We start from the raw sequence: 13586 nt of genomic DNA, 5'->3' as shown, positions 1-13586 counted from the left end.
GCAGCCCCAGCTCAGGCGAAGGCGCGAATCGTATGCACGAAGACCTGGAAGCTGCGCGACCGGTTGCCGGAATCGCTCAGGTGTACAGCCATCGCCCGGGCGCCGCTGCCTTTCTGAAACGATGGCGCGAGCTTCTTCACTTCGAGGGAGGGTTTGCGCCAGCCGTTGTCGGGGTCGCTGTAGCGCTTGCGATGGGCGGGTGTATCGATGTCGGCGGTACCCATGGCAGCAGCCAGCGCAGGCAGGTCACCGAGGTACCAGCTCTCCAGTTCCTGGCAGATGAGCCGCACGATGGTGTCGGCGCGCCCCGCTTGTTCGCAGAGCTTGCGCAGGTGCGCCTTGGTGGCGATGCAATCCGCCCCGTCGTTGTCGCGGACGATGATGAATCGAACCCCCGGCTCGCGCCAGGCAGACAGTTTGCGCGGGATGCTGCGGTCCAGGTCGCTTTTGCCCTCGTGCGGCACGCACTGGAAGTGCTCTCCTGCGACCCAGCCCGGCACCAACCTGGGAAGCCAGGCATCCAGCAGCGCTTTCATGGAGGGTTCCTCTAGCAGGAAGATCAGGCGGCCCATCAGCCTGGGTTCCTGTGCAACTGGTCGAACCAGCCTTGCTTCCACAGGTAGCCTGGTAAGTCCCCCGCCTCCACCAGCGCGCGCAGATGAGGCGACGCATGGGCGCTGGTGATGGACGTGAAGCCGTTTTCCTTGCGCAGGCAGTAAATTTCCTGCAGCTCCACGGCATTGAGGAAGTCGGGCGAATGGGTGGAGATGAACACCTGCCCGCCCCGGCGCGCGTAGTCCCGGAACTCTTCGGCCAGCTCTGGCAGCAGGTCCGGGTAAAGCTGGTTTTCCGGCTCCTCGACGGCCAGCAGGGGGTAAGGCTTGGGGTCGTTCAGCAAAATCAGATAGGCGAACATCTTGATCGTGCCGTCCGACACGTACCGGGCGATGAACGGGTCCTTGAAGCTGCCGTCCTGGAAACGCAGGACCAGGCGGCCGTCTTCCGTCTGACGGGGCTCAACCACGGAGACACCAGGCACGCGGCGCTGCATGGAATCCAGCACGCGGTCAAAACGGTCTCGATGGTGTTCAAACAGGTAATTCGCTACCAGCGGGAGGTTGTCGCCGCGCGTGGAAAGGTGTTCTTCGACCCCGTATTCCTGGCTGGGGCGCGCTTCCGAAACATGGAAATCGGAGATGTGCCAATTTTCGATCATCAACCGGAAAGCGCTGGCCGCCTTGAATTTGTCGAACTGCCCGAGCCCTTTGATGGCGAGGATGTCCGGCGAATCCAGCTCCTGCTCTTCTCGATCAAGTTCTTCGTCCGGTTTGGAGAAATTCTCTTCGTTGGTAATGGCATAGCCCTTGCCGCAAGAAAAATCCAGAAACCGGTATGGCGCACCGTAGGCGGCACGCTTGTACCTCAACACTTCACGCTCCACGATAGGGCGTCCGTCCCGGTCATTGCCAATTTTCAGGGCGTAGGTCACCAGCCGTTCCTTGCCGGTGATGTCCATGCGGAACTGCAGCGTGATTTCGATGGGCTCGTGGCCGAAACCTCTGCTGGCCACCTCGCGGTATCCCCCGCGCTTGGAGACGGCCTTCCCCACATTCATCGATAGCGCATCCTTGAGGAACGAGAAGACATCGAAAAGCGTCGTCTTGCCCGTGCCGTTGGCGCCCACCAGTACGCACAGGCGCGGGATGTGGTCCATCTTGACGTGGCGAAACAGCCGGTAGTTGCGGATTTCGATCGATTCGATTTGCATGAAGGATCCAGGGCGGTCTACAAGGGCGTCGTGCGCGCGGCATGTGAACGGGCATTGTCATCGCGGATACCGCCTGCCGTCAGGTGCAGCACCCGGTCGGCGCGCGCGGCGGCGGCTTCGGAATGCGTGACCAGCACCAGCGCCGCGCCGTGCTCGCGCGTCTGGGCCACCAGCGCGTCCATCACGCGCGCGGCGGTGCCGGGGTCGAGGTTGCCGGTGGGCTCGTCGGCCAGCAGCAGGGGCGGGCGGTGGATAAGCGCCCGGGCAATGGCCACGCGCTGCAGCTGCCCGCCGCTGAGCTGCTGCGGCAGGCGCTCGCCCAGGCCTAGCAGCCCCACGGCGTCGAGCATGCGGGCGACGCGCGTCTCATCCACGCGGCCCAGCAGCATCAGCGGCAGCGCCACGTTCTGCGCCACGGACAGGTGCGGCAGCACGTGGAAGGCCTGGAACACGAAGCCCACGTGCGCGCGGCGCCACAGGGCGCGCTGCGTGTCGCTCTGCGGCCCCAGGTCCACCGCGCTGTGGGTGATGCGGCCGGCGTCCCAGTGGTCCAGCCCGGCCAGGCAGTTGAGCAGCGTGGACTTGCCCACGCCCGAGTCGCCGACGATGGCCACGAACTCGCCTGGCGCCACGCTGAAGGTGACATGGGCAAAAACGGTCGCGTCGCCGTAGTGCTTGGCCAGCTGGCTGACCTGCAGCGCGGGGGCGGTCACGGCCCGGCCCGGTTGCTGTGCAGGTGCTGGCCCACGGCCTGCACCAGTGCCTGGGTGGCGCCTGGCTGGTCGCAGGCGATCACGTGGCGCTGCGGCATGCCGCGCAACCAGGTGATCTGCCGCTTGGCCAGCTGGCGCGTGGCGGCGATGCCGCGCTCAGCCAGGCTGGCCATGGGGCAGGTGCCGTCCAGCGACTGCCATGCCTGGCGGTAGCCCACGCAGCGCATGCTGGGCAGGTCGGGGTGCAGGTCGCCGCGTGCGCGCAGGCGCGTGACTTCGTCCAGAAAGCCCGCGGCCAGCATGGCGGCGAAGCGCTCGGCAATGCGGGTGTGCAGCCAGGCGCGGTCTTGTGGTTCCAAAGAAAAAAGGGCTCCAGGGCCGATGGGGCTTGCGCTGGCAGCTATTGTTTTTGTAGTGTGAAAGCTCGACAGCGGACGGCCCGACAGGTGCCACACCTCCAGCGCGCGCTGGATGCGCTGGCTGTCGCCGGGGGCCAGCCGCGCGGCCGTGGGCGGGTCGATGCGGGCCAGCTCGGCGTGCATGGCTGGCCAGCCGATGGCGGCGGCCTGTGCATCCAGCCGCGCGCGCACGGCGGGGTCGGCTGGCGGCATGTCGTCGATGCCGTCCATCAGCGCCTTGAAGTACAGCATGGTGCCGCCCACCAGCAGCGGCAGCGCGCCGCGGGCCTGGATCTGGGCGATCAGCCGCGTGGCGTCCTGCACGAACTCGGCGGCGCTGTAGGCCTCGCGCGGGTCGCGGATGTCGATCAGGTGGTGCGGCACGGTGGCCCGCTCTTGCTGCGTGGGCTTGGCGGTGCCGATGTCCATGCCGCGATAGACCAGGGCCGAATCGACGCTGATGATCTCCACCGGCACGCGCGGCGCCAGCGCGGCGGCAATCGCCAGCGCGCCGGCCGTCTTGCCCGAAGCAGTGGGGCCGGCCAGGGCCATGGCGGGCAGGGGCGCGGTGGTGGTCATCGGGCTGGGCGCGGCAAAAGGCGGGGGCTGCAGGAGCGAAGCGGGCCGGCCGTCACAGCGCCGCGCGCAGCCGGGCCGCGTAGTCCTGCAGCACGGCCGCGCCCGGCTCCTTGCGCGGCCAGGTCAGGGCGATGCCGTCGTCCGCATGGCGCGGCACCACGTGCATGTGAAAGTGCCCCACCGTCTGCCCGCCCACGGCGCCGTTGGCCTGCAGCAGCGTCAGCCCGGGCGGGTCGAACGCGGCCTGCACGGCGCGCGCCACGCGGTGCGCGGTCTGCATGACGGCAGCGGCCTCCTCGGGCGTCACGTCGGTCAGGGTGGCGGCATGGCGGCGCGTGGCCACCAGCACGTGGCCGGGGGTGACCTGGCCGATGTCCATGAAGGCCAGGGTCTGGTCGTCCTCAAACACCAGGGCGGCGGGAATCTCGCGCGCCGCCAGGCGGCAAAAGATGCACTCGCCGGGCGGCGAGGTGTCCACGAACATGGGCATGGCGGTCCTTTTGGTTGATGCTATTGAAAGGTGAGCTGCTGGCGCTTGCCTGACGGGCGCTGGGGCCTGTTTGGACCCCTATTGCGCCAGGACAAAAGCAAAAGCCACGCGGCGGGTTGCGCTGCGTGGCTTCTCCAACCCCGCTGGCGCTCAGAAGCGGTGGCGGATGCCCAGTCCGACGCTGTTGCCGGTGCTCAGGTTGGTGATCTTGTCGTTCATGACCATGGCGTACACGTCGGTGCGCTTGGACAGGTGGTGGTCGTAGCCCACGGTCAGCGTCTTGCGGTTGACGTCGCCGGCCGTCAGGTCGGTCTTGGCCCACGAGGCCAGCACCTTGCCCGCGCCCAGCGGCACCGCCACGCCGACCTGCAGCGTCCTGGCCTTGCCCGGCAGCTGCTCGTCCTCGGCCTGGCCGTAGCTCAGGTAGGGCTTGGCAGCCTGCAAGTCATAGGCGGCGCCCAGCATCCAGTCCTTCCTGGTGGTGCCCAGGTAGGCGCCCTGGCCGGGGTTGCCGATCTGCACGCGCTCGTAGTAGCCGGTCAGCAGCAGCGGGCCGCCGGCGTAGAAGAAGTTGGCGCCGACGTTCTTCTTGCCGTTGTCGCCCGCCTGCTCGCCGAACTGGTACTGCAGGTTGGCCTTGAAGCCGCCGATGTCGGGCGTGGAATAGGCGATCTGGTTGCTCCAGCCAGTGTCGGCCGGCGTGGTGGGCGCCCAGCGCAGCGGATCGCGGATGCCGACGTTCTTGTGCACGATCAGCGGCGAGAACGTGAACGAGTCGCCCAGCGGGTTGGCCAGCACCGAGGGCAGGAAGTTGGGCGCCATCCAGCGGCCCAGGCGCACCGTGCCGAAGCCGCCCGACAGGCTGACGTTGGCGTCGCGCGAGAAGAACGGGTCGCCGTTGAAGCGGCCGGGCGCGCCCGTGTCCGCGCGCATGAAGGAGGTCAGGGCAAAGCCGGCCTTCAGGCCACCGCCCAGATCCTCCGTGCCGGTGAAGCCGAACCACGAAGTGGTCAGGCCGCCGCTGCCCAGCACCGCGGTGCGGCTGGCGTCGCCCGGCGCCTTCATCGAGCCGGCATAGACGTCAACCAGGCCGGTGAGCTGGACAGAGCCTTGCGCTTGAACGCCGCCCGCGCACAAGAGCGCGGCCAGCGTGAGCAGTTTGCGGTGCATGGTGGGGTTCCTTGGGAATCTGGGCTGTAAAAGTGCGGGCGCTGCGGCCCGCGGCTATTGTGGGGGAAGCGGCCGGCCGTGCGGGCCGTGCCGCGCGTTTTTGATATTGCTCAAAGCGCCCGGGGCGCCGGGGCGGCACATTTGCCTGCATGTTGCCCCTCCCGTCCTCCGAACCATCCGCCCAGATCGAGGTGGCCGCCGCGGGTGAAGTGCTGCGCGAGCGCCACCAGCAACCGTTCTCCGTGCTGTACCTGGACAGCGGCCGCGTGCTGATGGGCGTGCGCGAGGAGGGCATCATGCGCCACCAGCTGGGCGTGGTGGAGGGCCCTTCCTGGCTGGACGCGGCCACCGCGCTGCTGGACCAGCCCAGCGCCGTGGACATCGTCGCCGACACGCGCGTGCAGCTGCGCCGCGTGCCGCTGGAGGACTTTCGCCGCGGCCTGGAGCAGCTGCCCGAGTCGGCGCAGATCCTGCTGCGCGACATGGCCACCGGCTACTGCCGCCAGACCGAGCTGGCCGTCAGCCGCCTGGCGCAGGATGCAGAGGCGCGCTGCGCCCAGTGGCTGCTGCGCCACGCGCACAGCACCGATGACGGCGGCCTGCGCGTCACCCTGCACCAGCGCAAGCGGCTGATCGCCGCGCAGCTGGGCATCGCCCCCGAGACGCTGTCGCGCGTGCTGCGCCAGCTGCGCGAGCACGGGCTGATCGCCGGCACGGGCAACGTGCTCAACCTGCCGCAGCCGCGCGCGCTGCGCCTGGTGGCCGGCGGCTGAGCGGCCGGCCGGCGCGCCCCGGGCGGGTGCCTGCCTGTCGGATTTTTCCGACAGGGTTTTCCTCTCCGGCTTCAAGGGTTGTACCCCAAACGAGGGACCTGGGGCGCTGCGTATATTGGTCGGCGCCCGCACGGCACGCTGCGGGCCAGCAGCCCCCGTCCCATGTTCCGCGCCACGCCCTTCTTTTTCTTCGCCATCGGCACCGGTGCTCCCCCTTCGGAGCACGCATGACGCCCCCCGAACACGCCGCCGCCCTGCACGCGCCGCTGCCCGCGGGCGCACCGGCGCAGCGTTTTGCGGCCGGCGCCGTGCTGCCCCCGCTGACCGACGAGCTGCTGGCCGATGAGTTGCAGGAGGACGAGGACGGCGGCGGGCCCGACGGCCTGTCGGGCTGGTTCCCCGGCCCCCTGATGCGCCGGCTGCTGCTGGTGGCCGTGCTGGCCGTGGCGGGGGCCGGCGCCCTGGCCGGCTGGCTGGTCTGGCGCGCCGCCGCGCAGGACGCCATGCAGCGCCTGGTGGTGCAGCAAGGCGACGAGGTGGAGCTGGTGGCCCGGCTGCTGGCCAGCAAGATCGAGCAAAGCCAGAAGGTGCTGGCCACCTTGGCCGAGAGCATCGCGCCGTCCATGCTCGAGTCGCCCGCATCGCTGGAATGGCTGCTGCAGCAGGGCCTGCCGGCGGTGCGTTTTTTCGACGCCATGCAGGTCGCGCGCAAGGACGGGCAGCTGAGCGTGAACCTGCGCTACGGCCAGCTGGAGGCCGCCTCCGCGCTGGACCCGGCCGAACGCGACCACCTGCGGCGCACCCTGGTGGACGGCAAGCCGCTGGTGTCCGAGCTGATCGGCACCACGGGGCAGGACGCGCGCGTCATGTTCACCGTGCCCCTGCTGCGCGGCGAGGGCCGGGTGATTGGCGCGGTGGCCGGAGTGCTGCGGCTGCAGTCGCAGGGGCTGCTGCCGCACTCGCTGGCGCTGCCGGCGCGGCCGGAGTCACGGCTGGTGGTGTTCACGCGCGACGGGGTCATCCTTTCGCACCCGCAGCCCGAGCGCGTGCTGGGCGACGTGCTCGACGAGCCCGGCCTGGCCGAGGCATACGAGCGCTGGCGCAGCCGCGGCAAGCCGCTGGGCAGCAGCGACGAGATGACCGAGCTGCGCTCGGGCTACGTGGTCAGCCTGGCCAGCGTGCCCATGCCGCAGTGGATGGTGGCGCGCGTCACCAATGCGCAGGCGCTGCTGGCGCCGGTGCAGGGCGCGCAGCGGCGCGCCTGGGCCCTGGCCGCCGCCGCCACGCTGGCCATGTGCCTGCTGGCGCTGGCGGCGCTGGTCTGGCTGGCCCGCCCCCTGGCGCAGCTGCGCCAGCGGGCGATGCAGCTGCTGCAGGCCGAGCCGGGCCTGCCCGCAGCGCCGCCCCCGGCAGAAGGCGGCGCCGCCTGGCCGCGCTCGCCCGGCGAGGTGGACGACGTGGTGCGCGTGTGCGCCCGGCTGCTGGCCCACCGCCGCGCGCACGAGCAGGACTCGCAGGCCCTGCTGCGCCAGCTGCAGGCGGTGCTGGCCCACGTGCCCCTGGGCATCGCCGTGACGCGCGCCGAGCGCGTGGAGGTGGTCAGCCTGCAGGCCTGCCGCCTGCTGGACTACACCCCGGCCGAGCTGTGCGGGCGCGACCTGCTGGACCTGCTGGCGCCGGCCAGCGGCGAGGTCGGCAGCATGGCGCGGCAGGTGCGCGCGCAGTTCGCCGCCCACGGCGCCTTCGATGGCGAATTGCCGCTCTTGCGCCGCGACGGTGGCGTGCTGTGGGTGCGCGCCCAGGGCCAGCTGATCCACGCCGGCGAGCCCGACCGGGGCACCGTGTGGGTCCTGGAGGACTGCACCGCCACGCGCGACGCGCGCCAGCAGCCCGACTGGAAGGGCGATCACGACAGCCTGACCTTGCTGCCGCACCGCGCCGCCTTCGAGCAGCGCCTGCAGGCCCTGCTGGCGGCCCGGGCCGAGCGCGGCCGCGCCCCGCGGCCTGCGCGCGCCGCGCCCGGGCTGTACGGCGAGGACGGCAGCGGCGTGCTGCTGTTCCTGGACCTGGACCACTTCACCGTCATCAACGACGTGGCCGGCCACGACGCCGGCGACGACGTGCTGCGCCACCTGGCGCGGCTGCTGGAGTCCGAGGTGCGCCAGATGGGCTGGGCGGCGCGCCTGGGCGGCGACGAATTCGCCGTGGTGCTGCCCGGCGCCACCCCCGCGCGCGGCCAGGCCGTGGCCGAGCAGCTGCGCGCCGCCGTGCAGGCCTGGGAGCCGGCCTATGGCGGGCGCAGCTTCACCCTGGGGCTGAGCATCGGCCTGGTGCCGCTGCCGGCTGGCCTGTGCGAGGTGGCGCCGCTGGTCTATGCCGCCGACATGGCCTGCTATGCGGCCAAGCGCGCCGGGCGCAACCGGGTGGAGGTGCGCCGCGTGGCGCCCCCGCCGCAGGCCGAGGGCCAGGCACCCTGAAGCCCGGCAGGGTCGTTGCTATTATTTATATAGCTGCTGGCGCTTGACTGACAAGGGTTTCAGCCTGATTTGATGCTCGAATCGGCTGGTCAGTCCGCCACCCGCCCCAGCGCGCGCAGCACGTTTTCGGCGGTGGCCGGGGCCGTGAGGGCGACCTGGCCGGCGCCGGCCCCGTCGCCCCGGCCCGCGGCCACCGCGTTGCGCAGTGCCTCATAGACGCTCACCGCCAGCATGAAGGGCGGCTCGCCCACGGCCTTGCTGCCGCCCACGTTGTCCTCGCGGTTGGCCTCGTGCCACAGCGCGATCTTCAGGTGCCTGGGCACGTCGCCCGTGGCCGGGATCTTGTAGGTGCTGGGGGCGTGCGTGGCCAGGCGGCCGCGCTCGTCCCAGACCAGCTCCTCGGTGGTCAGCCAGCCCATGCCCTGGATGAAGCCGCCCTCGATCTGGCCGATGTCGATGGCCGGGTTGATGCTGCGGCCCACGTCGTGCAGGATGTCCACGGCCAGCACGCGGCTTTCGCCGCTGGTGGTGTCGATGGCCACCTCGGTGCAGGCCGCGCCGTAGGCGAAGTAGTAGAACGGCCGGCCCGTGAGGGTGGTCTTGTCGTAGTGGATCTTGGGCGTGCGATAAAAGCCGTCGCTCCACAGCTGGATGCGGTTGGCATACGCCTCCTTGACCACGTCCTCCCAGCGGCGCACGTTGCTGGGCGAAAACACCTGCCCGCCCTCGAAGCGCACGGCTCCGGCGCCGCAGCGGTCCAGCCCGGAGACGAAGGCCGCCAGGTTGTCGCGGATGGTGCGCGCCGCGTACTGGGCGGCGCGGCCGTTCAGGTCGGTGCCGCTGGAGGCAGCGGTTGCGCTGGCGTTGGGCACCTTGCTGGTGTCGCTGGCGGTGACCAGCACGCGTGAAAGCGGCACGCCCAGCTCGTCGGCCACGATCTGCGCCACCTTGGTGTGCAGGCCCTGGCCCATCTCTGCGCCGCCGTGGTTGATCTGCACGCTGCCGTCGGTATAGACGTTGACCAGCGCGCCGGCCTGGTTGAACAGCGTGGCCGTGAAGCTGATGCCGAACTTGACGGGGGTGATGGCCAGGCCGCGCTTGAGCACCGGGCTTTGCGCGTTCCAGGCCTCGATGGCCTTTTGCCGCTGCCTGTAGCGCGCGGACTGCTCCAGCTGCGGCAGCAGCTCGTGCAGGACGTTGTCTTCCACCCGCATCTGGTAGTGCGTCACGTCGCGCTCGCCCACGCCGTACAGGTTGCGCAGGCGCACGTCCAGCGCGTCCAGGCCCAGGTGCCGGGCGATATCGCCCAGGATGGCCTCGATGGCCAGCACGCCCTGCGGCCCGCCGAAGCCGCGAAACGCCGTGTGGCTCTGCGTGTTCGTCTTGCAGCGGTACGAGGTGATGTCCACGTGCTCCAGGAAGTAGGCGTTGTCGCAGTGGAACACTGCCCGGTCGGCCACCGGGCCGGACAGGTCGGCACTGAAGCCGCAGTTGGCGGCCATCATCAGCTGCAGGCCCGTGATGCGGCCGCTGCCTTCAAATCCCACGTCCCACTCATAGGCGAACGGGTGGCGCTTGCCGGTGACGACGAAGTCGTCGTCGCGGTCCAGCCGCAGCTTGACGGGGTGGCCGAACTTGTGCGCCGCCAGCGCCGCCCACACGGCCAAGTGGCCGGCCTGGGTCTCCTTGCCGCCAAAGCCTCCGCCCATGCGCCGGCACTCCACGCGCACGGCGTGGCTGTCCAGCCCCAAGGCGTGCGCCACCCAGTGCTGCACCTCGCCCGGGTGCTGGGTGCTGGAGTGGATCCACCACTGCCCCTGCTCCAGCGGCAGGGCGTAGGCGATCTGGCCCTCCAGATAGAAGTGCTCCTGCCCGCCCACCTCGAAACTGCCCTGCAGGCGGTGCGGCGCGGCGGCCAGCGCGCCGGCCGCGTCGCCCCGGCGCACGTGCACGGGCGGCAGCACCCAGCTGTGCGCGGCCAGGGCGCCTTGCACCGTCAGCACGGCGGGCAGGGGGGTGATGTCCAGCCGCACCTTGCGCGCGGCGCGGCGCGCGGCCATGACGGAGTCGGCCACCACCAGGCCGATCACCTGGCCCACGTGCTGCACCGTACCCTGCGCGAAGATGGGCTCGTCATGGGCAAAGGCGGCCAGCACCGGGTCGCCCGGGATGTCGGCGGCCAGCACCACGCCGCGCACGCCGGGCAGGGCCAGGGCCTCGGCCGGGTCCACGCCGTGCAAGGTGCCGTGGGCCACGGTGCTCAGGATGGGCGCCGCATACAGGGTGCCCTTCACCTCGGGCAGGTCGTCGATGTAGTGCGCGCTGCCGGCCACCTGGGCGCGGGCGCTTTCATGCGGGTGCGGGTGGCCCATGGCGCTGTGCGCCACGGGCGAGCGCGGCGGGGCCGGCGCCTTGGGCATGGCGCCGGCAGCGCCTGCGGCATCGGCGGCGATGGCGACGGGATCGTCCTCGGCGTCGCGGCTCAAGAGGGCGTCGTCACGCGGTTTCATGCCAGCACCTCCGCGGTGAGTTGGTCGAGACAGACGGGCTGCGGCCCGCCTTGCGTTTCGCGCCAGAAGCGCTGCACCAGCGCGCCCAGCACCGCGCGGCGGTAGGCGCCGCTGGCGCGCATGTCGCTGATGGGGCTGAACTCGGCCTGCAGCGCGGCGGCGGCGCGCTCGGCCGCGGCCTGGCTCCAGGGCTGGCCGACCAGGGCGGCCTCGGCAGCGCGGGCGCGCGCCGGGGTGGCCGCCACGCCGCCGGCGCCGATGCGCGCGGCGGCCACGGTGCCGTCCTCCTGCAGCTGCAGGTTCAGCACCAGGCAGACGGCGGAGATGTCGTCGTCGAAGCGCTTGGAGACCTTGTAGGCCGCCAGCTGCTGGCCGGCCACGGGCGGGGGCACGTGGATGAAGGCCAGCAGCTCGTGCGGCTGCATGACGCTCGTGCGGTAGCCGGTGTACAGGTCTTCCAGGGGCAGGCGGCGGCTGCCGCGGGTGCTGGCCAGCTCCACCTGCGCGCCCAGCGCGATGAGCAGCGGCATGGAGTCGCCGATCGGCGAGCCGTTGGCCACGTTGCCGCCCAGCGTGCCGGAGTTGCGCACCGGCAGGCCGGCGAAGCGCTCGGCAAAGCGCGCCAGCTGCGGCCAGCGCGCCACCAGCGCGGCAAAGGCGTCGGTCAGGGTGACGGCGGCGCCGATGGTCAGCACGCCGTCCGGCCGCGCGTGCAGCTGGCGCAGCTCTTGCGCGCGGGTCACGTCCAGTACCTGGGCAAAGCGCTTGTGCCCCTTGGTAATCCACAGGCCGACGTCGGTGCAGCCAGCGACGAGCTGGGCCTGCGGCTGGGCGGCGCGGGCGGCCAGCAGGTCGGCCAGCGTGGCGGGGGCGTTATAGGCCGAATCGGCCTCCAGCGCCCGTCCATCATGCGCCAGCAGCTCCAGTTTTTGTAGCAATGCGGGCTCGTCCACGCGCAGGGGCGGCAGCTCGGGCAGGCGGGTCGCCGCGTCCAGGATGGGGCGGTAGCCGGTGCAGCGGCACAGGTTGCCCGACAGCTCGCGCACCGCCATCTCGCGCGTGATGGGGCGGCCCTGGCAGACGTGGTTCTGGTACATGCCGAACAGGCTCATGGCAAAGCCGGGCGTGCAAAACCCGCATTGCGTGGCGTGGCTGTCCACCAGGGCCTGCTGCACCGGGTGCAGGTCGCCGGCACGGGTGCCGGCGCCGGCCTCGGGCTGGATCAGCGGGTCCGCCATCAGGTCCTCCACCGTCCACAGCGCCATGCCGTCGATGGAGTGGGCCAGGCGGATGCAGGCGTTCACGGCTTCGTAGCGCACCTGCCCTTCCTGCGCGCTGCCCAGCACCACGGTGCAGGCGCCGCAGTCGCCTTCGCCGCAGCCCTCCTTGGTGCCGGTGGCGGCCAGGTCTTCGCGCAGCACCTCCAGCAGGGTGCGGTCAGGGGCGACGTGGTCCAGCTGCACGCGCTGGCCGCGGCGGATGAAGCGAAGGGGGCGGATCGTGGTCATCCCCCGAGGGTAGGCCTGCCGCGCAGCCAAGGCATACGGGCCTGCATATAACCCGGATGCCCGGCGCGCTATGGCGCGTGTAGAGTAGCCCGCACCCCATTTTTTTGTTTCGCCGCCGGCCGCCCCATAGCCCGGCACGCGCGGCAGCGCATACGCCGCCGCCCATGGCCTGCATGCCCGAGCGCATATGAGAGAGACAGCCCTTTTCGACAAGATCGACCTTCATCTCATCCGCGTCTTGCACACCGTGCTCACTGAACGCAGCGTCTCGCGTGCCGCCCTGCGCCTGGGCATGCACCAGCCGGCCGTCTCCAGCGCGCTGCGCCGCCTGCGCGAGTTGGCGGGCGACCCGCTGCTGGTGCGCTCGGGCGCCAGCATGCAGCCCACGGATGCGGCGCTGGCCATGGTGGAGCCGGCGGCCAGCATCCTGCGGGCGGCCGAGGTGCTGTTTTCCGACGCCCGCGGGTTCGAGCCGCGCAGCGCCACCCGGGCCTTTCGCATCGCTGCCAGCGACTATCTGGACCCGCTGTTCTTGCCCCGGCTGGTGGCGCGCATCAAGGCCGAGGCGCCGCTGTGCCCGGTGGAGATATGGCCGCTGTCGGCCGACGCCCACTATCACGCCCACCTGGCGCAGGGCGAGGCCGACGTGGTCATCGGCAACTGGCCCGAACCGCCGGGCGACCTGCACCTGGGGCGGCTGTTTTCCGACGAGGTGGTGTGCCTGGTCAGCCGCGAGCACCCGGCCGTGCGCCGCGGCTGGGGCCAGCAGGACTGGCTGGCCGCCGAGCACATCGCGCCCACGCCCACCCACCCTGGCGCGCGCGGGGTGATCGACGCGCACCTGGACTCGCTGGGACTGGCGCGGCACGTGACGGTGCGCTGCGCCCACTTCAGCCTGATCCCGGCCATGGTGGCGGGCAGCCTGCTGGTGCTGACCACCGGCCGGCAGTTTTGCGAGCGCTACGCCGAGCGGCTGCCGCTGGCCGTGCTGGAGTGCCCGGTGGCCTTTCCGCGGCTGATGTACTACCAGCTGTGGCATGCCCGCACGCACCACTCGGCGGCGGGCGCCTGGCTGCGCGAAGCCATTCGCGACGTGGCTGCTTCGCTACGAAAACCATAGCTGCTGGCGCATGCCTGGCAAGCGCTGGGTGCCGATTTAACGAAAAAATACAATGCCCGAACTTCGGAGACAATTGCACC

11 protein-coding genes are annotated in these 13586 nt (G+C 70.9%); 3 read left to right on the top strand and 8 right to left on the bottom strand.

Annotated features, from left to right (window positions below):
• Positions 1 to 11: 11 nt before the first annotated feature.
• The 6 genes from C7H73_RS12595 to C7H73_RS12570 all read right to left on the bottom strand — a co-directional run bounded on the left by C7H73_RS12595 (position 12) and on the right by C7H73_RS12570 (position 5118).
• On the bottom strand, positions 12 to 536 hold the full coding sequence (locus C7H73_RS12595) for a DUF4276 family protein (protein WP_227001344.1): 525 nt from the start codon (positions 534 to 536) through the stop codon (positions 12 to 14).
• Positions 537 to 571: 35 nt separating this feature from the next.
• Positions 572 to 1768 (bottom strand): AAA family ATPase, encoded by a 1197-nt coding sequence (locus C7H73_RS12590; RefSeq protein WP_106846966.1) that lies wholly within the window; start codon positions 1766 to 1768, stop codon positions 572 to 574.
• A gap of 17 nt (positions 1769 to 1785) precedes the next feature.
• A complete protein-coding gene (locus tag C7H73_RS12585; protein ID WP_106846965.1) occupies positions 1786 to 2481 on the bottom strand; it encodes an ABC transporter ATP-binding protein in 696 nt (231 codons plus the stop codon).
• Complete coding sequence (gene miaA / locus C7H73_RS12580) at positions 2478 to 3458, bottom strand: tRNA (adenosine(37)-N6)-dimethylallyltransferase MiaA (protein WP_106846964.1); 981 nt, start codon at positions 3456 to 3458, stop codon at positions 2478 to 2480. Before miaA ends, C7H73_RS12585 begins: the two co-directional genes overlap by 4 nt.
• A 52-nt stretch (positions 3459 to 3510) precedes the next feature.
• Positions 3511 to 3948: an HIT family protein gene (locus C7H73_RS12575; RefSeq protein WP_106846963.1), complete on the bottom strand. Its 438-nt coding sequence runs from the start codon at positions 3946 to 3948 to the stop codon at positions 3511 to 3513.
• Between the two features lie 150 nt (positions 3949 to 4098).
• Positions 4099 to 5118: a porin gene (locus C7H73_RS12570; protein WP_106846962.1), complete on the bottom strand. Its 1020-nt coding sequence runs from the start codon at positions 5116 to 5118 to the stop codon at positions 4099 to 4101.
• Positions 5119 to 5267: 149 nt separating this feature from the next.
• Here C7H73_RS12570 and C7H73_RS12565 point away from each other — a divergent pair, with 149 nt between their 5' ends.
• Together C7H73_RS12565 and C7H73_RS12560 are read left to right on the top strand one after the other, a co-directional pair.
• Entirely contained in the window at positions 5268 to 5891 is a 624-nt protein-coding gene (locus tag C7H73_RS12565; protein ID WP_106846961.1) for a Crp/Fnr family transcriptional regulator, read from the top strand.
• 227 nt (positions 5892 to 6118) lie between these two features.
• Entirely contained in the window at positions 6119 to 8368 is a 2250-nt protein-coding gene (locus C7H73_RS12560; protein ID WP_106846960.1) for a sensor domain-containing diguanylate cyclase, read from the top strand.
• Between the two features lie 89 nt (positions 8369 to 8457).
• On the opposite strand, the gene xdhB is transcribed toward C7H73_RS12560, so the two are convergent.
• Both xdhB and xdhA read right to left on the bottom strand, forming a co-directional pair.
• Entirely contained in the window at positions 8458 to 10878 is a 2421-nt protein-coding gene (xdhB, locus tag C7H73_RS12555; RefSeq protein WP_106846959.1) for a xanthine dehydrogenase molybdopterin binding subunit, read from the bottom strand.
• Positions 10875 to 12386: a xanthine dehydrogenase small subunit gene (xdhA, locus tag C7H73_RS12550; protein WP_106846958.1), complete on the bottom strand. Its 1512-nt coding sequence runs from the start codon at positions 12384 to 12386 to the stop codon at positions 10875 to 10877. Before xdhA ends, xdhB begins: the two co-directional genes overlap by 4 nt.
• Positions 12387 to 12573: 187 nt before the next feature.
• Here xdhA and C7H73_RS12545 point away from each other — a divergent pair, with 187 nt between their 5' ends.
• Positions 12574 to 13506: a LysR family transcriptional regulator gene (locus C7H73_RS12545; protein WP_106846957.1), complete on the top strand. Its 933-nt coding sequence runs from the start codon at positions 12574 to 12576 to the stop codon at positions 13504 to 13506.
• The last annotated feature ends 80 nt before the right edge of the window (positions 13507 to 13586 follow it).

The sequence above is a fragment of the Pulveribacter suum genome (assembly GCF_003013695.1).
Lineage (GTDB): Bacteria > Pseudomonadota > Gammaproteobacteria > Burkholderiales > Burkholderiaceae_C > Melaminivora > Melaminivora suum.
The sequence above is the reverse complement of the archived record's forward strand: the minus strand, read 5'-3'. Positions and strand labels throughout refer to the sequence as shown.